At 48.7% G+C, this 22,638-nt stretch carries 14 protein-coding genes; 8 read left to right on the top strand and 6 right to left on the bottom strand.

What is annotated here, in order from left to right; translation table 11 throughout:
• Positions 1-13: 13 nt before the first annotated feature.
• The 3 genes from OL444_RS24890 to OL444_RS24880 form a co-directional block, all read right to left on the bottom strand.
• Positions 14-3,436, bottom strand: a complete 3,423-nt coding sequence (locus OL444_RS24890; RefSeq protein ID WP_264729103.1) for a SusC/RagA family TonB-linked outer membrane protein — start codon at positions 3,434-3,436, stop codon at positions 14-16.
• A gap of 49 nt (positions 3,437-3,485) precedes the next feature.
• Positions 3,486-4,472: a FecR family protein gene (locus OL444_RS24885; protein ID WP_264729104.1), complete on the bottom strand. Its 987-nt coding sequence runs from the start codon at positions 4,470-4,472 to the stop codon at positions 3,486-3,488.
• Positions 4,473-4,574: 102 nt separating this feature from the next.
• Positions 4,575-5,171 (bottom strand): RNA polymerase sigma factor, encoded by a 597-nt coding sequence (locus OL444_RS24880; protein WP_264729105.1) that lies wholly within the window; start codon positions 5,169-5,171, stop codon positions 4,575-4,577.
• A gap of 684 nt (positions 5,172-5,855) precedes the next feature.
• Here OL444_RS24880 and OL444_RS24875 point away from each other — a divergent pair.
• From OL444_RS24875 to OL444_RS24840, 8 genes are all read left to right on the top strand, one after another.
• Positions 5,856-8,924 (top strand): SusC/RagA family TonB-linked outer membrane protein, encoded by a 3,069-nt coding sequence (locus tag OL444_RS24875; protein ID WP_264729106.1) that lies wholly within the window; start codon positions 5,856-5,858, stop codon positions 8,922-8,924.
• Between the two features lie 20 nt (positions 8,925-8,944).
• Entirely contained in the window at positions 8,945-10,345 is a 1,401-nt protein-coding gene (locus OL444_RS24870) for a SusD/RagB family nutrient-binding outer membrane lipoprotein (RefSeq protein ID WP_264729107.1), read from the top strand.
• Positions 10,346-10,620: 275 nt separating this feature from the next.
• Positions 10,621-10,878 carry a hypothetical protein gene (locus tag OL444_RS24865; RefSeq protein WP_264752040.1) on the top strand — a complete coding sequence of 86 codons (258 nt, stop codon included), beginning with the start codon at positions 10,621-10,623 and terminating at the stop codon, positions 10,876-10,878.
• Positions 10,879-10,934: 56 nt separating this feature from the next.
• Positions 10,935-11,642, top strand: a complete 708-nt coding sequence (locus OL444_RS24860) for an ABC transporter ATP-binding protein (protein ID WP_264729109.1) — start codon at positions 10,935-10,937, stop codon at positions 11,640-11,642.
• A gap of 6 nt (positions 11,643-11,648) precedes the next feature.
• Positions 11,649-13,073 (top strand): DUF3526 domain-containing protein, encoded by a 1,425-nt coding sequence (locus OL444_RS24855; protein WP_264729111.1) that lies wholly within the window; start codon positions 11,649-11,651, stop codon positions 13,071-13,073.
• Positions 13,057-14,508, top strand: a complete 1,452-nt coding sequence (locus OL444_RS24850) for a DUF3526 domain-containing protein (RefSeq protein WP_264729114.1) — start codon at positions 13,057-13,059, stop codon at positions 14,506-14,508. Before OL444_RS24855 ends, OL444_RS24850 begins: the two co-directional genes overlap by 17 nt.
• Before the next feature lie 21 nt (positions 14,509-14,529).
• Positions 14,530-16,638, top strand: coding sequence for a TonB-dependent siderophore receptor (locus OL444_RS24845; protein WP_264729116.1), 2,109 nt, complete (start codon positions 14,530-14,532; stop codon positions 16,636-16,638).
• A 168-nt stretch (positions 16,639-16,806) separates the two neighbouring features.
• Positions 16,807-16,983, top strand: a complete 177-nt coding sequence (locus OL444_RS24840) for a pinensin family lanthipeptide (RefSeq protein WP_264729118.1) — start codon at positions 16,807-16,809, stop codon at positions 16,981-16,983.
• 186 nt (positions 16,984-17,169) lie between these two features.
• On the opposite strand, the gene OL444_RS24835 is transcribed toward OL444_RS24840, so the two are convergent.
• Genes OL444_RS24835 through OL444_RS24825 form a run of 3 tightly spaced genes read right to left on the bottom strand, consistent with a single transcriptional unit; the run spans position 17,170 to position 22,630 of the window.
• Positions 17,170-19,092: a lanthionine synthetase LanC family protein gene (locus OL444_RS24835; protein WP_264729120.1), complete on the bottom strand. Its 1,923-nt coding sequence runs from the start codon at positions 19,090-19,092 to the stop codon at positions 17,170-17,172.
• The gene (locus tag OL444_RS24830; RefSeq protein ID WP_264729122.1) at positions 19,058-19,942 is read right to left on the bottom strand and encodes a thiopeptide-type bacteriocin biosynthesis protein; all 885 of its coding nucleotides are present in this window, start codon (positions 19,940-19,942) and stop codon (positions 19,058-19,060) included. Before OL444_RS24830 ends, OL444_RS24835 begins: the two co-directional genes overlap by 35 nt.
• A gap of 3 nt (positions 19,943-19,945) precedes the next feature.
• Positions 19,946-22,630: a lantibiotic dehydratase gene (locus tag OL444_RS24825; protein ID WP_264729124.1), complete on the bottom strand. Its 2,685-nt coding sequence runs from the start codon at positions 22,628-22,630 to the stop codon at positions 19,946-19,948.
• Positions 22,631-22,638 lie beyond the last annotated feature (8 nt).

Genomic DNA, 22,638 nt, shown 5'->3' with positions numbered 1-22,638 from the left:
GTTGCTTGGGTGATCAGAATTTTAAATTCACGTTAAAGCCCATACTGCGTGTAGACGGTGTTTGCAGGTTATCGCTGCCCGCATCCGGATCTACATTCGGCAGTTTGGAGAACAGCAGCAGGTTGCGTCCTACGAGCGATACGGCGGCGCTGCGGAAGAACGTTTTGTTCAGCCACTTGCGGGGCAGCTGCCAGGTAATATCTACTTCCCGCAGTTTCAAAAAGGTCTGCGAATAATAGTTGTAGTTATTATTGGCCGCATTGCTGGTGTTGATCATGTAATCGATGTAGTTCACGGCTTTGGTATTGGGTGCAAACTGGCGGGTGTCGGAAATGACATTGCCATCTGCATCGTATTGGATCGAGCCGGAAGTAACGACTACGCCTTGTCCTACATAGGTATTTTTACCGGCGTTGGCATCGTCGCGGTATTGGTTCACGGTGCCGGGATGTGTACCGCCCCACCACATTTTCTGGTTGGTGCTGGAGTACATGAGGCCACCGATTCTGCCGTCTACGAGGAAGCGGAAGGACACCTGTTTGTAGCGCAAGGTGTTTTCGATACCATAGGTCCAGTCAGGATCTTCGTTGCCGATAAAACGGTTGAAAACATCTCTTTTCGGGAATCCGTTTGGTTCGTATACAATGTTCCCTTCCCGGTCTGTTTCATATACACTGGCGAAGATGCGGTCCATCCGTTCTCCGGGTCTGATTTTTTCGAGTTGTTTGGCGTTGTTGTAGATGTCTTTCAGGATACGTTTGTAGGTGCTGAAATTGGCCATTACATCCCACCGGAAATGATCGGTACGTACAGGGGTGGCCGTTAGCATAAATTCCCAGCCGGTACGGAGATAGGCATTACCGTTTTCCATATGCTGACTATAACCGCTGGCGAGAGATGATGGTATCTGTACAATATTGTCGAAATCGCGGACCCGGAAGTAAGTAACGTCAAATCCCAGGCGGTTATCGAAGAGTTTCGTTTCCACGCCGGCTTCCCAGGCATTGCTGGTTTGCGGGTTGAGAAGTGGATTTTTCAGGATGTCGCTGATCGTCAGAGAAGGAGTGGCGCCCCATTTAATGCCTTTGTCGAAAGTCTGCAGGTGTTTATACGTATAGGGATCTCCTTTATCCAGTTGTCCGCTGGATACCTGCGACCAGGAACCTCTTGCCTTGAGATAGCTGATCCATGCCGGCATTTTCACCAGTTCTGAAATCACCACGGAAACAGAGGTAGAGGGGTAGAAGAAGCGGTTATTCGCAATAGGCAGGGTAGAGATCTTATCGGTACGACCGGTTACCGACAGGTAAAGGGCGCCCAGAAATTCCATATCCACAAAACCATATACGCTGCTGGTTCTTCTTTCTTCCAGGAAGTTAATACCCTGGATAGGATTGGCGGAGTTACTCAGGTTATAAAATTGCGGAATGGTTAAGCCATCCGTAAAACTTTCCTGGTAACGGTGATTGCGGTAGTAGTTGGAACCACCGGCTTCTGCATGTATAGAGAAGTTTTTACTGAAAGTATGTTGATAGCGGGCGATGAGATCGGTGACGATGTCAAAATAGTTTTGCGCGCCTACCGAATAGTTACCTCTTGATTTATTACTGTATCCGATATAGCTTACCGGCTCTTTGGTATTGGTGGAGAGCCCGTAGGTATTGGTACCGGTACGCAGTTTAACGCTGAAATCCTGATTGATCTTATAGTCCAGCGTCATGGAGCCGAAGGTGTTGTTTTTGTAGTAGCCGGTCAGCAGTTCATAGGCCTGGAAGTAAGGATTGTTGTACCAGGAAGTGTTGTAGTGGCGTTGCTGAATACCTTCCTTACCAGGCACCCAGTAGTTGCGCAGGTCGCGGATGTCTACATCGGAACCGGTCCATAACACGAGGTTATAGAGGTAATTACCAGGTCCGTAACCCACCGTCGGGTAGTTGTCGGTGTATTGCCGGTTGTAGGTAAAACGGGCATCTACATTCAGGCGGTCGGTCAGGTTGTAGTTGCCGGCGATACTGAAAGAGCTGTTGTTGAGTTGTGTGTTGGGTACGATGCCCTGCTGATAAATATGGTTGGCGGAGGCGCGGAAACTTCCTTTATCGCTGGCCTGTACCACACTCAGACTATTCGTAGAGATGACGCCGGTTCTGAAAAAGTTGCGTACATTTTTTTTACCACGGGATAACCAGGGAAGTGGCTGTGGTTTGCCGGTAACCGGGTCAATCGGGCTGTTGTACTGCGGAGTTTCCCAATAGCCGCTGGGGGTAGTGGGATCCTGTTGATCCAGTTTGGGTCCCCAGATCCAGCCGGAGCCTTCAGGGCCGCTGCCGGAACCGTCGATGTAGGCATACTTTCCTTTGTTGCCGCTGCCATAGGTGGTTTGCACCTGTGGAATACGGATGAAAGAAGGCTGGAACATCGTAGAGGAGTTGAAGTCTACCGTCAGTTCTTTGCCTTTACCTCTTTTGGTGGTAATCATCAGGGCGCCGAATTGTCCGATGGAACCATACAATGCAGAAGCAGAAGTACCTTTCAGTACGTTGATGCTTTCTACATCATCCGGATTTATTTTCCACATGTCGGCAGTCTGGTCAGGTATACCGTCGATAACGATCAGTGGTTTTGTACCACGCAGCAGAATAGCCGCATCGCGAAACATATCTGTGGAGTTGCGGATAACGAGACCGGCTACACGCCCGGTCAAAGAGCTAACCAGGTTGGGTTCCCTTGCCTGTGTCATGCTTTCGCCTTTTACGGATTGTACCGCATAACCGAGCGATTTTTTTTCTTTCTGGATACCCAATGCCGTTACCACTACTTCACTTAATCCGGCTACATCTGCCTGGAGGGAGATGTTCAGTTCTTTGCGGCCGTTGACAGGTATTTCCAGGGGTTTATATCCCAGCAGGGAAAAGCGGAGGATATCATCCGGTGAGATGCCTGCCAGGGTATATTTACCGGTGGCATCTGTATTGGTACCTTTGGCTTTGCCTTTTACGGTGATCACTACACCAGGTAAGAGGTTGTTGTCGCCGGCATCGGTTACCACCCCTTGTACGGTGTGGGTGGCTGCGGCATGCATCGTGGTTGCCGGTAAAGGTTTAATAGCGTAGTAATTGCCCTGGATCGGCTCGCAGGTAAGCCCCAGTGATCGCAGCAGCAAGGGGAGTGCAGTGGTAATGTCCGCCTGCTCCATTTTTTTCAGGAGGGCGGCATTCACGGTTTTCCCGCGCAGGATTTCACTGTTATAATTGAATTTTACTTTACGGATACTTTCCAGCCGGGGGAATACGTCTTCCAGTTCATATATTTCCCGGGTGTTTTGTAAAAAGCTGCTGTTGGCTATCGCGCTTTGAGCGGCCAGCGCATGTGGTGCGGCTGTTACCAGGCACAGTAATAGCCCTACTACCTTATTTTGCATAAGTAGTTTTGTTTGCATAGTCATGCGTTTTAGTAAATCTGTAAACTGTCTGTTGTGGCGATAATGATTATCTGGCCGGTTTAATCATTATCTGATTGTTGTGTTGATCGATCCTGATATCAAGGGATGATTTAAGAATGGTCAGTATTACATCCAGGTTATTGGCTGGTGTGGTACCGGTAAAGCGGAGCTGCGCCAGCTGCGGGGAGTCGAAAGTAATTTGCACCCCGAACTGTGCGGTCAGTTTTTCCGCAATATCTTCCAGGCTGTTTTCCCGGAATGTAAACTGATTGTCTTTCCAGCTGGTCAGTTGCAGGGTGTCCGCCTGATGGAGGGATAGCTGTCCACGCTGCAGGTGGTAGGCTGCCATTTCACCAGGTTGCAGTACAACTGACTGTGCCGGTTGTTTATGATTGGAAATGTTCACTTTTACTTTTCCGCTGTTGAGGATTACCTGTACCTGTTGCTGTTGCGTAGCCACGCTGAAACGGGTGCCCAATACCTGTACGGCTACTGCTTCGCCGGCGTGTACAGTAAATGCTGTATGATTAGGTACTACATCAAAAAAAGCTTCTCCTTTAATCCATACTTCTTTTGAGGCAGTATGCCAGTGTATACTGTCGTATTGCAGCGTAGTGCCGGCATTCAGGGTCACCTGGCTGCCATCCGGTAAGGTCAGTTGCCGGATTTCCCCGTAACTGGTGGTAGTAGTCAGTAAGGTTGGTGCCGGCCGGGAAGGACGGTATACCAGTACCAGGGTGGTGATCACTGCTGCGGCCATGGCGGCCCACCCGTAATAACGGATACGCCGGGGAGCCTGCCGGATGGTTGCCGGCGCTGGCAGGATATGATCTAATACCCTGGCAGTGGCCGTAGCATCCAGGGCTTTGGGTGCGGTAGTGATGTGGATCAGTTCTTCCGGCCCAGGCAATACTTCTTCGCTGCCTCCTTCCTGCAGATAGCGAATAAGGAACGCGGCTTCCGCCTCGGTGGCAGTGCCTTCCGCGTGTTTGATAAACAATTGCCTGATATATGCCGGATCTGGTATCATCATCTGAACGACTTTCTTATAATACAATTGGAAAAAGACAAAGGACGATCCGGTATGAAAATTTTTTTTCGGGAGATGACTACCGCGTTATGGATCTGCGATCATTTAATGGGAAGTGGTGGTAACGCCCATGGTTAATACCAACATAGGAATGATAATATCGTGGTGGGTGTGGAGTTCCTGTTTCAGAAAGCGGCTGGCTTTTACGATCTGGTCTTTGACTGTGCTTTTGGAGATGCCCAGTTTTTGCGCAATTTCCTCGTGGCTCAGCCCATCGATACGACTCAGGCAGAAGATCAGCTTGCGTTGTGGTGGCAGGAGGTCCAGCACTTTTGTTTTCACCCGTTGCAGTTCGGCGTTTCTGATTTCGTCGTCGGTGGTATTGGCGGCAGTCGGCTGATGATAGAATATCGCTTGCCGCAAGCTGGCATCCAGCGCTGCTTTTTTGAGGATATTAAAAATACAGTGCCGGGTAGCCGTATACAGATAAGACTGTATGGAGAGGTCCGGGTTCAGTTGCTGCCGGTTGATCCATACTTTCATAAATACTTCCTGCACGGCTTCTTCCGCCAGTTCGGAAGAACGGGAAAGTTTACAGGCGTAGCAGAAGAGGGCATCTTTGTAAGTGTAAAACAACTCACGGAAGGCCGCAGTATCTCCATCCTTTATCTTTAATATGCATTCAGCTGTTGGTAGGCTCATACTTTATACGGCGCAAAAGTCAGTACTTTTTCTTTCCTGAATATTAAGGATATATTAAATAATAAACAAGCCTGTGGGGACATAAAGCTATAAAGTCTTACTGATAGCGGATTACACCTGCCGGATGCCCCCGTTATACAAGACAAAGATATTTTTCGGGACAATAGTCGCTACAGATACCCCGCCATATCAAATGAATCCGTTATTGGCAGTAGCTATGCCACGGTTGCCTGTTGTTGACGCCAAGGCATGCCGGTATCAAATTTACAAGGAGTGGCAAGTTAATATCAGCAAAAAAGTGGTTAATTATAGCGTATCGCTGTAAAGGAATGTACGCTAATTTTAGGGCTGTTAAATATTAGCGGCGTAGTTTTTATTCAGGGCTGTACGGATAAAAGCTGCAGTGAGGAAACTGTCAACCAACACAACACTCAATTATTGCGGTGCATCTGTCTATAGCAGTATGTATATAACCATTTATTCATAAAATTTTGTCACTGATTTAATATGTAATCCTGCGTACCACGCTGAATTTTCTTTGCATGCAACACAAATAGGGTTTGGCCTGTAAGGCCTTTTATTCACGTTTATAATTCCTGCTTTTTTACTTATTCAACGGCGAGTGGCCGTATCATCCTGTTGATGATACTACCCGGTTATTATCATTATTCAATTATTACACTTATGAAAAGAACGATTGCATTAGCAGTATGGCTGCTAGTAGCGGTAGCTTTTGCCTATGCGCAATCTCCGGTGTTATCGGGGAAGATTACAGACAAACAGGGAACTCCCGTTCCGGGGGCGTCCATTCAGGTAAAAGGAACAAAGAACGGCACTGCTGCAGCTGCAGACGGCAGTTTTAAAATAGCCGCTAAAGAAGGCGACATGCTGATCGTGACAGCTATGGGGTTTATTACTTCACAGATAAAAGCAGGTAGCAGTAATTTTTTACCGATCACGTTGCAGGAAGATACCCGCAACATCAATGAGGTAGTGGTGACTGCCCTGGGTATCAAAAGAGATAAGCGTATGCTGACTTACAGCGTACAGGAAGTAAAAGGAGCTTCCGTCGTAGAAGCGAAGCAGGATAATCTCGTGAATGCACTGGCAGGAAAAGTAGCGGGTGTACAGATTGGCAATTCCAGTGGTATTCCCGGTAGTTCTGCCCGTATCGTGATTCGCGGTAATACCTCATTGGTAGGTAACAACCAGGCATTGTTTGTGGTGGATGGCGTACCGATGGACAACAGCGAAGCCGGAAACCCCAACCGGCCGGAGTATTCCGGTGGTACCACCAATCGTGCCAGTGATATTGATCCAAACATTATTGAAAGTATTTCCGTACTGAAAGGCGCAGCTGCTACCGCATTGTATGGTTCGGCCGCTGCCCGCGGAGCGGTGATCATCACTACTAAAAATGGTACCGGCGCCGGCAAGGCAGGAAAGCCTACCCTTTCCATCAACAGTAGTTATAGCTTTCAAACACCGATCCTGCCTAAGTTCCAGGATAAATTTGCACAGGGTAGCGAAGGAATTTACATTGATGGCAACAACGGAGAACTCAGCTCTTCTTCCTGGGGACCTGCCATCGATACCCTGAAAGTAAATGGTCAGCCGGTAAAAAAACATAACCCTGCCAAAGAATTTTTCAGAACCGGGCATACCACAGATAATAACATTAACCTCAGCGGTTTTTCCGACCGGTCTAATTACCTGATATCTTATTCTTATCTGAAAACGAATGGTACCATTCCCAATACAGATTATTCCCGTCACGCCCTGTTTCTGAAATATGGGGTGAAGGTATGGGACAAATTGCAGCTGAATGCACAGTTCAACTATATACAAACCAACAACCACCGGTACCTGGAAGGCAACAACTTTGTGAACCCTTTATGGACCGTATACGGCGCTCCTATTTCCTGGGATCCGCGGCCTTCTGTTAATGAAGACGGTTCTCAGCGTTTATACCGTGCCGGTCGGAACAACCCTTACTGGATATTGGATAATACGGGCCTGGGAGATAAAACCAACCGCATCCTGCCGGTGGTGAGTCTGAGTTACAATCCGCTGCCGTGGCTGACGATTACCGAAAGACTGGGTGCAGATATGTATGTGAATACAACTGACTACCACGAAGCACCCGGCGCTATTGGTTGGGGCAACAGTGGGGCCACACCTATTACCGGACAGTTATATAAACGTGATAATAAGTATCAGCAGTTTAACAATGACCTGATGATAGAGGCGCGGAAAGAGTTTAATAAAGACTGGTTTGGTAATATACTGATTGGTAACAACATCCTGACCACCTATTCCGATAATAATTTCGTACAGGGGGTAGGGTTAGGCGTGTCTGATTTCTATAACATCAGCAATGCGGAAAAAGTAACCTCTTCTTATGCTTATTACCGTACGCGTAAAGTAGGTTTTTATGCACAGGCCAACATTGAATATAAACGAATGCTCTCCCTGGGGCTTACCGGACGTTATGATGGTAGCTCTGTGTTGTCGGCAGATAAACAGTTCTATCCCTATGGATCAGCCAGTGCAGGTTTTATCTTTACAGAAGCATTGAAGATGGCGGATAACCGCATCCTGAATTTTGGTAAAATCCGGGTGTCATATGCCGCGGTGGGTAATGATAATGTGAGCCCTTATTTGATGAATAATCCCTATTACCAGGCGGGTGTAGGCAATGTGCAGTTCCCTTACCAGGGGCAGAACGGTTACCTGCGTACCACTACCTATGGATTCCCATTGAAAAATGAATCCCTGAAAGAGTTTGAAGTAGGACTGGAAACCCGTTTCTTCCAAAACAGGGCTTCCCTGGAAGTATCCTGGTTTCATAAAAGAAGTGCGGATCTGTTAACGCCTGGTTCCCCGGTTTCTGCCGGTACCGGCTATCCCAGTATTTCTGTGAATGCCGGCAGTATGGAGAATAAAGGTTTAGAAGTGGTATTGGGTGTTACGCCGATAAAAACAAAAAACTTCAACTGGAATATTGGTGTTAATTATAGCAAAATCAGCAACAAGGTGTTGAACCTGTCTAACGGGATCCAATATCTGCAGTTTGCAGGGTTTACACATCCGGGTGTTTTTGCTTATGCCAACCAGCCTTATGGTGTAATCTATGGTAATCATTTTCTGAGAAATGATCAGAACCAGCTGATCGTTACAGAAGATGGATATCCGATCATCAGCCAGGATTATGCGCCGATTGGAAATGCCAGCCCCAAATGGATAGGTGGGCTGACCAGTAACATGACCTACAAGGGCTTTAGCTTCTCTTTTGTACTGGAACATAAACATGGCGGAGATGTGATCAACCTGGATAACTCTTCCCTGTATTATTATGGTACCCATAAGGTGACTGAAAACAGAGGTACAGAAGTGGTATTACCTGGTGTAGTTGAGCATTCTGGTGCTCCTAATACCAAGGCGATCACTATGGACGAATATTATTATAAGTCCTATCTGTCTGCAGTAGATGAGTCCAGCGTAGAAGACGGTTCCTATTTCAAATTAAGACAGGTATCACTGGCTTACAACCTGGGAGATTATCTGTTAAAAAACAAGGCTTTCAAAAACCTGACCTTATCTGTTACCGGCACCAATTTCATCCTGCATAAAAACTACACCGGTTCAGATCCGGAAGTGAGCCTCAACGGAAGTGGTAACGGACAAGGATTTTCCAACTTCTCCGTACCTGCCAACAGAAGTATCATCATTGGATTGAAAGCTGTGTTTTAATTAAAAAAAAAGAGAAAGATATGAAGCATATATGCGTATCCGTTATTCTGGGATCTTTATTGCTGATGCAGAGCGGATGTAAAAAATTCCTGGATATCAATACTGATCCGAATAATCCGCTGGCAGTAAAAGAAGCCCATTTGCTGGCGCCTGTAGAAATAACATTGGCCACACAGGTGGTAGGTGGTACCACCAGTACCGTAAACTCCTACTGGATGCAACAGCTGTCTATGAATCAGCCGTCTCCCAGTCTGGAATCCTATCTCATTACCCCTACCGATGCAGACAATACCTGGAATTATTATCTGTATGCCAACATTTTCAGCAACCTGGATATCATGCTGAAACAGGCGGCTGCTGCTAAACGTCCGCAATACCAGGCAGTGGGAAAAACACTCTTTGCCTATAGCCTCGCTATTACCACTGATTTATGGAATCATGCTATTTATTCCGAAGGATTCCGGATGCCGGACGTGATGCAACCGCGGTACGACAAACAGGAAGCCCTCTATACAACGATCCAGGGGATGCTCGACAGCGCCTTGTATTTTTGTGATCAGCCGCTTGCACAGGTAGCGCCGGGTGCGGAAGATTATATTTACAAAGGGAAGATGACCCAGTGGAAAAAATTCATTTATACGCTGAAAGCACGCTATTACCTGCGTTTGAGCAAAGCACCGGGACATACCGCTGCCGTACAGGCAGAAAAGGCACTGGAAGCCCTGGAAAAAGGATTTAAAAGTAATGACGATAACGCCCGTATCGTTTATGCCGGTACTGCACAGGCGGAAAATCCCTGGAGTATTACTACCCGTGACGCTACCGGAGGTGTTGTGATGGCACAGTCATTCATTGATTCCCTGGTGACGCGCCATGACCCACGGTTATCAGTACTGACTATCCCTGGCAAAGACGGTGTTTACCGGGGCAGAAGGGTTGGAGACCTGCCGGCGCCTGATCCTAAAATCTATTCCCGTGTAAATACTTTTTATGCCGGTGCTGGTGCAGCGTTACACCTGGCCACTTATGCAGAAGCCCTGTTCATCAAAGCAGAAGCTACCCTGATTAAACAGGGCGCTACGGCGGCACAGCCGGTTTATGAAGCCGCCATTGCTGCGCATATGACCATGCTGGGTATTCCTGCAGCGGCACAGCAGACCTATATTGCCTCCCGTCCGGTCTTAACCACGGCGAATGCTTTGCAACAGATCATTACCGAAAAATATGTGGCAGGCTTCCTGTCGCCGGAACCTTACAACGACTGGCGCCGCACCGGTTTCCCCGTGTTGAAAGCGCATACCAGCGGTACTGTGAAAGGTATTCCCAGAAGATGGCCTTACCCTGCCAATGAAATGCTGACCAACCCGCAACCGGAACAGCAGGTAACTATCAACGACCGTGTATGGTGGGATAAAGAATAATAAACGAGCCTATATATATCCCTACACCGCTACATCGCTTACCGCAGATTACCGCAGTATCTTACTGCTACATCTGCCGGTAGGCGATGTGTCGTTTAGGACAGAATATTTTTTATTAGTTATTGCATCTATGTTGCAATTTTACCTATATTTGAAAAATGGGAAAATGCGGCAAGCATATCATGCATCGACTAATGGCAGTAATATTACTGTTCGTTATGTTCTTTGTGCAAACAGTAAAACTGTTGCACAGGCATGATAACAACTTGCCGAAAGTGAAGACGGACACAGTATGGCAGCTCCCGGATACAGGAGACACCCCCGCCGGTAAGATCCTTGCTTTTTTTCAGCAGAACACCCATCATCATTGTAATATCTGTGATTACCAGCTAACCAAAGACACTACCTTAACAGACTTTATCGCTGTTGAACAGGTAATAAGGTATAGCAATCCGGTTTATATTACCCATCAGCCGGTATTCCTTTCCGGCTTCCATTATGTCAGGGATAACAAAGGTCCTCCCACAGCCTGATTCTCATCTGCTTCACTACTGATTATCTGTATTTCTTTACTGCATCCCTGAAAGATATGCTGCAAGCTATTGCGCTGACCAGACAATTTGGTCGGCATACAGCGCTGAATGCGCTGCACCTTGAAGTTGGCAAAGGAGAGGTGTTTTGTCTGCTGGGCCCTAATGGCGCCGGTAAAACCACTACTATTAATTGTTTCCTGGGCTTTCTTGCGCCCAGTAGCGGCCGCGTACTGGTAAACGGCATTGATGTGCAGGCGCACCGGGAGGAAGCCCGCCGGCATATTGCCTACATACCGGAAACCGTGATGTTGTATCCCTATCTCACCGGTTATGAAAATCTCGAATTTTTCCATGCCCTTACCGGACAGGCCTACACGAAATCACAGCTATTTCATTTCCTGCTGGATGCAGGTTTGCAGGAAGCAGCTATTCACCGGCGGGTAGAAACCTATTCCAAAGGCATGCGGCAGAAAGTAGGCATTGCCATTGCCACAGCAAAAAATGCCAAAGCTCTGTTACTGGACGAGCCAACGTCGGGTCTTGATCCCCGTGCCAGCAATGAGTTTTCTGTATTGTTGCAACGTTTCAGCAGTGAAGGCCGGGCGGTATTAATGGCCACTCATGATTTATACCGTGCGCGGGAAGTAGCGGGCAGAATAGGCATCATGAAAAACGGGCATCTCCTCACCGTCATGCAGGCACAGGAAGTAGATCACTATGCACTCGAAGCTATCTATATGGAACATATGAACGCAGCCCTGTAATTACCTATGCTTAAAATTATTATGCTGAAAGAATGGCGCGCTGCACAGCGCAGCGGCCTATTGCTGACAGGTACCCTGTTGCTCCTCGTGATGCTGGGCATTGCCTTTGCCGGCAGCCGCCGGGAAGCGGTGGCGCTGCAGCAGCAACGACTGTCGGCCGACAGCCTGTTCCGCACACAATGGGAGCAAATGAAGGTGAGCAATCCGCATGATGCGGCGCACTTCGGCACCTACCTCTTTAAGCCACTGACTATATGGAGCAGCTTTGATAATGGCATCAATAAGTCCGGCGGACATGTCATGCGGGTAGAGGCGCATGTGCAACATACACCTGCTGCTGCGCCGGTAAGTCCGGCAGACAACTACCTGCGCTTTGGATCCCTGACCATGGCGACAGTCTTACTGCTGTTTTTTCCGTTGTTCATTATTTTCTATTGCCACAACAGTTATACCCGGGAACGGGAATGGGGTACCTTAAAATTACTCTTTATACAAGGGGCGAATAAAAGGATCCTATTACCAGGTAAAAGCCTGACAGCCTTATTCTCCTGCAATGGTATGCTGTTACTGGGATTGTTGGTATATCTCCCTTTGTTGTTTTTATATACGCCCGTGCAACCGGCCGCTGGTACAGCCATCCGGATTTTTTTCCTGGTGGTAGCCTATAGTATGTATGCAAGCATTTTTGTGTTGTTGTCGATCCGGATCTCAGCTGTTGTACAACGCAGCGGCCAGGCTTTAATGTGGCTGCTGGGCATCTGGTTGCTGGGGAATGTATTGTTGCCCCGCATGATTGCCGGTATTGGCGCTATCGTATATCCGTTGCCGTCGCAATATGCTTTTCAGGCGGCCGTAAGCAAGGCAGAAAAGTTCGGCATCAACGGCGACGAGTCGCGTGAGCAGCGGCAGCAAAAGCTGGAGCAGGCGTGGCTGACACGGTATCACGTAAAAACAGTAGCCGAACTGCCCGTAAATTTTGATGCCATCCAGCTGCAGGATACAGAAGATTATATGCAACGCATATACGAACAGCAGGTGGCAGTAGTAGACAGTATCATCCGCCTGCAGAACCGGTTATCGGTATATGCTTCCTGGATAGATCCCTATCTCGCTGTGCGAAATATTTCGATGGCAGTATGTGGTACAGACTATGCCCATCATGCCCATTTCTTTGCCGCTGCCCGCGCTTACCGGAATGATTTTATCCGGCGGCTCAACCACGAACTGGCATGGGGTGGCAGCCGCACCGGCGATCCGGAATGGAAAGCAGATCCGGCATTTTTTAGAAAGATACCTCCTTTTGTCTGGCAGCCTCCTGCTGCCGGCAGGGTGTTGCAACAGCAGTGGATGAGTTTTGCCGCCTTGCTTGGCTGGTTGCTGTTGATATGTTCAGGCTTAAAAAGATTATCACGGTATGAAGCAGTTATATAAGCGCTGGCAGCTCACCGGACGGTTGCTGCACTTTGAGTGGCGATGGTTGTTGCGTACATCCATATTACCGGTATTGTTGGCGGTGTTTACCATCACGGGTGGCTATGCCCTGTTTTATGGGCGTGCAGCTACAGTAACGCGTGTAGCCGTGATAGATAGTCTGCAGGAAGATTACCAGGCCCGGTTCCGCAAAATGCATAGCGGCCTGGAAGCCGATACTTCGGTGGCGGCGGGTAAAACTGCCTATCAGCAGGCTACAGACCCGGCGCTGGTGGAGTACCGGTTGTTTTCTAATTCCACCCATACGCCGGCTGCTTTTGCCTTGATGGCAGTAGGTATGAGTGATATTGCCCGGTATTATTATCCGGTGCGTATTAAAACGGCGTATACGCCGGCAGAAGAAAAGATCAGCAATCCGCAGCAGCTGATGACAGGCAATTTTGATCTGGCATTTATGCTGATTTACCTGGTACCGCTGATGGCGATCGGACTTTGTTACAACCTGTATGCCATAGAAAAGGAACAGGGTACGCTTACCTTACTGCTGATACAAAGCGGGCAGGTGGCAGGCATGTTGCTGGTACGGCTGCTGATGCGTTACCTCGTGTTGTTGCTGCTGATTGGTACGTTGACCGTTGCCGGTTTGTTATGTCTGCCGGCAGGTATCCCTGTTTCGCTGAAAGATTTTTTAAACTGGATGTTGGTGGCCGGCGCGTACACCGCTTTCTGGGCAGGCCTTATCTGGTTTGTCATTACCTGGAACCGTCCGGCTGCCGCTAATTTGGTAACGCTGTTAGGCATCTGGTTACTGATGCTGGTAATTCTTCCGGCTATCTTTCATTTCTGGCTGAGTAGGGAAGAAAAGACGGATAACATTGCCGTCAATGCAGCCCTGCAACGGGAGATTGAATGGGAGACCTGGGAATTACCACAGCATCAGTTGCTCGACAGCTTCTACCACACCTTTCCGCAGTATCGTAATGCACATGCCTACGATACCGGCGGTACCAGCATGCGCCGTTCTATGGGTTATTATCAGCTGGCAGAAGAAAGAATGAACCGGGTGCTGGCAGCACAGGAAACAGCCTACCGGCATAGCCGGGAAGTAGCTGCTGCTGCCTATGTCTATAACCCGGCTGTATATACGCAGGTGTTGCTGAACCGTATTGCCCGTACAGATGCTGCTGATTATGATTTCTTCCGTGAACATACCCGCACGTTCCGGGAAACATGGAAGCATTATATGTATCAGTTCTATTTCAATGACCGGGTATTTGCACCGGAAGATTATGCAAATCTGCCGGTATACCGGCCTGTGACTGATACGGGCACCGATCAGGTATTGTTCCGGGGGATCCGTTATCTGTTGGTAGGAGCCATTATATGGCTAGTGATGGGATACCTGTTGTTGCGGCAACGGCAGGAAAGTATTTAAGTATTAAGTGATAAAAATGATATGAAAGCAAAATTACCTATACTGTTTTTTTGGTGTGGACTACTGGGCGTGCAGCACAGTATGGCGCAACACCAGCCGGACAGCCTGCGGAAGATGCGGCTGCGCGGTATTGAAGTGATGGATAAAAAGAAACGGCTTACCGTAGACAGCTTGTCGCCGGCACTTAGAATGGAAGCCAGCTTTATTGAAACGCCACAGCAGATCATCACTGTGAACCGGGAGCTGATTGCACAGCAGGGTGGATTGGTGATGAAGGATATTGCGCGGAATGCCAGTGGTGTGTATTTCGGATACAACAATTCTGTGTTTGATGCCTCCAGTGTAGTCTGGATGCGAGGCTTTGCCGCAGCAACGTATGTCAATGGGATGCAACAACGTGGTCCTATCGATGATGCGGCGATTATTGAAACCGCAGAATTTATCAAAGGCCCGGCGGGATTCCTGGCATCCACCGGAGAGCCGGGGGGCAATATGAATATCACAACGAAGACACCCGGGAAACAACGGATACGTAATATAGAAATCGCCGGTGGCAGCTTTAACCTGCGGCGGGCGGCCTTTGACCTGGGTAGTGTGGTTCGCTCCAAAGGATTTTCTTTCAGGTTGAATGGCGCCTATCAGTATCAGGAATCGTTTATGGATTTTATCAGCACACATAAGTATGTGCTGGCGCCGGTGGTACAATATAATTTTAGTCCCCGTACGGCCTTACTGGCAGAGTATAACCTGATTCGCATGACGGCAGCCGGTGGTAGCAGCGTCACTAAAATAGGATCGGATGAAGATATCGCCAATACCAGTATCCTCCGGAACTATGGGGCTGATCCGGGATTGCCGGGATCTTATGCCCAAACATCATCGGCGCGTTTGTTATTCACGCATGCATTCAATCAACGCTGGAAACTGGTGGCGCAGTCGAAATATTCCACAGCGCCTATGGAAACGTGGTACCTGTTGTCTGCCAACAGGTCGCCTGTGAATTTCCATAAAGGCGATACCACACGTCGATTGCCGGTATTCAATGAAGTAAAAAGAACAGAGGCGGTAGCGCAGGTATATGTGAAAGGTATTTTTAACACGGGCAACCAGGTGAAACATTACCTGATGACCGGTGCGGATTATAATTACAACCGGGAAGATTTTTTATATGTCAACGGAAAAAATAGTTTCTACTTTGATCGGAGTCACCCGCAATATGGCTTAAATAGAGATAGTGTACAAATGTTGCAAGCGGGTACACCTTCTGTAACAGAAAATGGCTGGTGGTCAGTTTTTGTATATGATATGATTCATCTGGGCGACAGCTGGCGCATCAATGCCGGCGCACGATATACACTCAGCACCAAGGCGGGGGCCGATCAGCAGGCGGCAGTAACGCCCCGGTTGGGTCTTACCTGGTTGCTGAAAGAAAATGTGTCGTTGTATGCTTTATATGATCAGTCATTTATTCCGCAACTGGGAAAGGATTTTGAACAAAAGGCTTTTCAGCCGCTGCGGGGTAATAGTATCGAGGCTGGCGCCAAAGGAGCATGGTGGCAAAATCGTTTAACGACGAGTGTGGCTGTTTACCGTATTGTCAAAAACAATATCACCGTGAAAGACCTGGCACATCCGGGTTTCCGGCGACAAATAGGTCAGGTTACCAGTACCGGTGTAGAAGTGGATGTGACCGGAAATATCACGAAACGATTAACTGTTTCTGCTAACTATGCCTACACTCATGCGATTGTCAGCAAGGATAATAAAAAAGAAAAAGAAGGTATTCCCATGGCTTTTGTGCCGCAACAGCAAGTGAATACCTGGCTGCAATATAGTATTCCAGTAAATGCTTCCGACCGGCTGCGTCTGAGCGTAGGACAAACGACGGTAGTAAAGCCGGCAACCTATACACCCGGTACTTACCTGCCCGGCTATACGAAATGGGATGCGGGAGTTGTATACGATGCGACTAAGTGGTATGTACGTGTGGTGGCCGATAACCTGACCGATAAAAAATATTTCTCCAGCGGGGATGTATTGGTAGGCTCTGTGTTTCCGGATGTTAAAACTACTTACTATATAGATGGTACACCACTCAACTTCAAAGCTTTTGTAGGTGTACGTTTGTGAGGATTGATCGGGTGATGATTTCCTGATAAAAAAATATAAAAAAAGAGGAAATTAATCGCTGAAAATATTTGCAACAATGTTTCATTTTTGTATCTTTATAAGGATTGCAATCCGGGGAAATGCTGAAACCCTATAAGAGTAGGCTTTAATCTTTTCAATAACTATTTTATGGAAAAAAACACTTTAAAACTGAACCTGGAAGATTTAAAAATTGAAAGCTTCGTAACCAGCCTCGACAGCGAAATGAACAAACGCCTGGCTGGTGGCCTGGCAGGCGCTTCTCATCCTACGCATACTGAACCTACGGATGATGAACATCCTTGCACAGGACCAGTATGTCAATAGTGCTTCGTAATATAGAATAAGGGACACGGGGAGGTACATGGGTACCTCCCCGTTTTATTTATGGGAGATAGTCATTGTGTATGATGGCGATTGGATGTTGTCGGGATATGGTGTTATTTACCCTTACGCAGGATGATACATTTATCAGCTTATAGTAGCCATAGTGGCATGTTGTAAGTGGATATCCTATGGTGTCAGTAACAGGTGCCCGCTTTTAAGTAATTCTTTTATTTGTGCCAGCAGCGCTGTTTGTATGGCAGCTACTTCGGTGGCGGGTATATCGGAGAAATATGCTGTGATCAGTTGTGAGAGTAAGTCCGATACGGTATGTGCTGTTTGCAGGCGGGGGATCAGCAAGGCGGTTAATTTACCGGCAGGTGTAATGGTAAGATCCACATCATTGCAGCGGGCCAGCTGATAAGGAGGTGTGGCCGTATTGGTGTCCGGTGTTTCCCATATGCGTGTATGCGTGGCTGTTATGATCCGCTGCGTCAGCAGGAAACTGTTGTCCGCAGATAATACTTTTGCTATCAGTGGTTGTTGCAGCAGGTAATGCTGATGGGCATACAGCCATCCTTTGTGTTGCTGCCATAACTCCGTGGCGGCTTTTTCCGCCTGAAATACCTGTTGCGTATAGCGATCCGTAGCAGCTGTGATTTTCGCCATAAGCAGCTGTGTAAAGCCTGTTATATCTGTCGGTTCGCTGATAGCAGCATGCGAAAGCGCTCCTTGTGCTGTCAACAAAGCAATGGTTTGCGGATAATAACGACTAAACAATCGTTGTTTCACGGCGGAGGTGGTATACTTTTCATCCAGAGGTAAAGCGTGTTGGCCACTAACAGTGGGATGTAATATGGATTGGGCTCCCGGCGGAAACAAGGTACTGAGTAACAGGTACCCAACACCTGCGAGGCCGGAAAATAAGCCGGGGTCTTTCGCATCCGCTGGCCGGTGCGGATTATAGGTGCCGTGTGTGTGATAATATTGAATCGCGCGCAATGCCGTTTGCTGTGCTTCTTCCTGTAAGCCTGGCATATCCAGTACTGCTGCTCCCTGCAACAAGACTGCTACAATGCCGCCATAGCCGCTGCATAACGTAAAGTCGCCCCGTTTCAGCAGGGCATTATCGTGGCTGCAACGCCTGATAACGGCTAAGGCCTGCCGGAGATACACCGGATCACCCGTCAGCTGGTAGGCATATAATCTGGTTTGCCCTGATCCCGCGGCGCCATGTGCCCAGGTATTGAGATCAGTCATCGTCGGATAAAACAGCGTGGTTTTCCAGGACAGCAGTTGTTGCTGATAGGCTTCCTGTAAGGCCTGCAGTCGCGAAGGGCCAATACGCAGATCCATCCAGTTGTTGCGGGGTATATCGTAATACGTCATCTCATAGGTAAGTGCTTCTTTGGCGAGGTATAACCAGCCCTCGTTGTTACAATAGGTACCTGCCTGCAGCCAGGCAAAAGCAATGCCGCCGGCGCCATGGGAGAATCCGGTGAGCGAATCGGAGGCATGTTTCATCGGGTCCCATTTCAGGCCGGCCGGGGCAATACGGGCGGTATCTATGAGGACATCGGCGATGCGATGGATCCAGGACAGGTAATAACTATTTTGCGTATAGGCGTACAGGTGTGTCAGGGCCAGCAGGTTACCGGCGTGGCCACTGAGAAGGTCTGCCTGTTTCACCTGTGTGAGCAGGCGTTCACCGTAGCGGTGAATGAGTGCCTGCGCCTTGTGTAGATATCCATCGTCGCTGGTAATGGCATGCAGCCGTATACACAACCAGGGTACAGCAGTAGCGCCGGTATAAAAAGTATAATGTACCGGATCCATTACATCGGGATGCGCCAGCAGGCGGTCGGCTGCCCGTAAGGCTATCCGCAGGTGTGCAGGATCCTGTTTACATTCGTATAGATACAGATAAAACAGGATGATGCCTGCACTGCCGTTGAACAGACTGATGTGTTCTCCTGCCGGCGTGAATTTGTCCAGCCGGGGACTTTGCCAGTATACGCCTTTATCATCTTCCAAAGCGCTGGCAGTTAATTGATCCGCTATTTCCAGTACAGCAGCTTCAATTTGTTGACGGAGAGAGGCCTGAGTCATCATAAACAGGTGCCATACTTTTTAGGGTGAGATACATGATATAGGCTTCATCCATATTGGCAATGCCCAGCCGGTTGTGGGTCATATGCAGCAGGCTGCGGGCGATCTGTTCCAGTTGTGCCGGTTGTGTAATCAGTTTGCGGTAGCGCTGGAATATGCATGTCAGTCGCATCGTGAATGTTTGCAGCAGCACATCGGCCTGTTTTTGCTGCAAGGCTTCCCAGGAAGCGAGGATAGCTGGTTGCAGCACAGCTTTGTATTGTTCATACCTGCTTTCCATCTGGGCAGTTAACTCCATTTGTTGTACTGCTTCCGGGCGGGCGGGATCGTATAGCCGTGGGAGCCAGCCCGCGATGAAACCTTCACAGATCCTTTGGAAGGTGCCATAACCGCCCTGCAGCGCATAAAAGAAACAGGTATGTAATTGCAGGGCGCTGCTGAATGCCAGGTGATAATCCCAGGTTTGTTTTTCGTCTATCCATTGCCGTATGACCGCCGATGATAAATAAAATATTTCTTCGGCCAGGGGTAAGGTACGGGCATCTCCATAACGGTCTGTCTCCGGAATATAATCTATATAAGATAACACCGGCGCTGCTATGTCCGGATCGGGGACGGTAAATGTGCGGACATATTGCGCCAGCATATCTTTTACCGCATATTCCCTGTGGGGAGATACCTGCAGGCGTAGGCGGATATGCGGACCGCCTTCGTTATACCGGATAAAAAAGTAAGGCATGTCCGGCCGCAGCAGGGGTTGTGCTTCCTGCAGAAAAGGAGATACCAGTTGCTGCAGGAGCAGGTTTAGATTACCGTTGTAAAACAAGTGGGCAGATAACCAATGGGTGTTCATAACTCAGGATTTATACCAGTGCAGCAAATGTTCTGTTACAGGTGGCTGCTGTTCCTGTTGTTCCAGGTACTGTAGGTGTGGCAACATTTCTTCCAGATATACCTGGTCGCCTGCACGGGATAACAGTTTTCTAAAAAGGATCACCAGCAGCGGATTGTGAAAATGAATATACTGTGGTTTGTAGTCATCCGGACGCAGTTCACTTTTTTGTGCCGGGGTTTGTGTGGTATACCGCGTGCGGAGGAACAGGAAAATATGTTCCGGAATACCTGCCGCCTGTCGCCAGGTATGCAGTCGCAGTAAATAATCAGCTTCACTTTCGCTGGCAGATAATGGCCGTAAAACCTGGCTATTGACCAGCCATCCCATGCGTCGGATAACAACGGTGGTTTCAAATGTAATCCGGGGAAATACGACCACTTCCTGCTGCGTAGCAGGAAATGCCGTTCGGTGCTGTGCATCCACCGTGCCTATAAATTGCCGCAGGGGAATATGAAAGGCCGGGTTGAAATGCGCCAGCAGGCGATAAAAATTAGACCGCATAGAGAATGCCTGCAGGCAAAGATCAAATGCATATACCGGTTGCTGGCTGGGGCGATGTACCAGCTGCAGTTGTCCGCTGGTATCATCATACTGCACCTGTATCTCCTGCAGCGATAATTGCTGCCCGGCGGGATAGTTGTTATAACCGCCCGGCATACAGCTCTCAAAAGGCAGCAGGGGTGGGTGGATGTTGGCGTTGAAACTGGAGCCATCGCTGAGTTCCATCAGCAGATAGCCAGGATGCAGTTGCCGGTTCCACTCATTGAACAGTTGCGTTACTGCGGGATCGAAGCGATCGAGAAAACGGCCTGCTACCTTACCCAGCCCGGGTAACAAATTATTGATGACACCGGAGATACTGTCGGCAGGTGTGGTGGTGTCTTGAAAGAATTGTACGAACATGGCCATACTGCCCGGCTGTGAGGTGGCTGTTGTCAGTGCTTCCAACCGGATATGCCGGGCATCCACTGCGTGTATACGTATGCGTTGCTGCAGGATTTCCTGTAACGCAGGTGATATGGCTTGCCGGCTGGCCCGTTGTTCTTTAGCAGGATCAGTGGCTTGTTTTTTTTCATGCAGATAGTAGGTGTGATAAAAATCCGTGACGTTTTCGCGATGCCCTGGCGGGTAGTGTTGCCGGAAGAAATCGCGCATGCGGTCTCTTTCCGGTTGCAGAAAATCCAGTGGGCGCAAGGCTTCGCATAAACGATCTGTTTTTGTCGTGAAGTCCTGCACCGCTGTCAGTGGCAGCTGGGATATACCGCTAGTGCTGGTATCTTCATAAAAAAGACCTGTGGCCGGAAAATGCCGGGGTACGAATGTATTCACTTCGAAAGTACCAGACTGCCTGTGTTTTTCTACAATGTTTTGTTGCAGCATTTCATGGAATGCAGTGGTAGCAGGTGGTAAACCGGCTTCCGTGTGCAGGGTATGTAAAGTGCTGTTCAACGCTTCTGCGGCTGCTGTTAACAGGTTATTGCGTGTCGCTGCATCTGCAGCGGCAAATTGCTGCCGGGCAGTATGTAGTTGCACGAGTAACTGATGCAGTGGGGCAGCGGCCGGATGGGCGGTCAGTTGCTGCGCCAGGAAGTTGGTGAGGGCGATATCCCAATCCGGATTAATGCCGGAGCATCCGGTACCGGCTTCCAGAAATCCTGCCGTGACCAGCTGCAGCAAGAAGGCTTTCACGCCATTCCTGTCTGCATCCGCCGTCGCGGTTAACAGCTGATCTGTTAAGGCACCCAGTGTGATGGTGGCCGGTTGTTGTGTCAGGAAGGTGGTCAGCCATTCGGTAATACTACCGGCCCGCATGCGCTGGAAGGATTCTATATTAAAATAATTGACCAGAAAATGTAATTGTCCGTCGCGGATCGTCCAGGTATTGTTGAGCCGGATGTATAACATTTCATTCAACACAGGATGTTGAATCAGTAAAGACTGCAGATAGGAAAATAATCCGTTGTTCAGCCGGATGCCGCTGCTCACGGGAGCAGTAGTGTGCAGGGTGATAGCCTGGCATGCCGCCGTCACCGCAGTAATACCGGTATACGTAAACGTACTGAAAGGTGATGTTTTAAACGCCATCCGGGTCAGGTAACGGAGCAGGCTATACTCATTTTTTTGTTCTTTGTGCCGGAATCCTGCCGGGTCTGCGGCAAGGAAAGCTGGCAACTGTTCATACAGGGTAGGACTGGAGAGCAGTAAACCCTGCTGCAGTTGTTCATTGCCTGCCAGCTGTTGTAACTGTTGCCTGTGTTGCAGCAGCCGTTGGGCATAATAATACTGCCAGGTAGTTTGCAGCAGGCGTGTACGGCTATGTAATTGCTGGTAACGTTGTAATTGTGCGGGGAAGTCAGGTGGAATGATAGCCTGCGGTGGCAGCTGATAATCCTGTGCGATCGTTTTACCGGCAGTGATATCTTTTTTCAGGCGGATCAGTTGTTTACGCACCTGATCATCTTCCTGTTGCCGGATCACTTCAAATAACGTATGCTCCAGGGTATCCCGGCTATGTTGCAGTGTAGCTGCCAGCCATTGCCGCAGCTGCGATTGCCGTGAGATGCCATGCAGCTGCAATGCCTGGAAATCCTGGTGCGGAGCGCCTGCATAACGGGTAAACGCATATGGAAAAACTTGTAGTGGCATATGTGTCG

The sequence above is a fragment of the Chitinophaga nivalis genome, from assembly GCF_025989125.1.
GTDB lineage: Bacteria > Bacteroidota > Bacteroidia > Chitinophagales > Chitinophagaceae > Chitinophaga > Chitinophaga nivalis.
The sequence above is the reverse complement of the archived record's forward strand: the minus strand, read 5'-3'. Positions and strand labels throughout refer to the sequence as shown.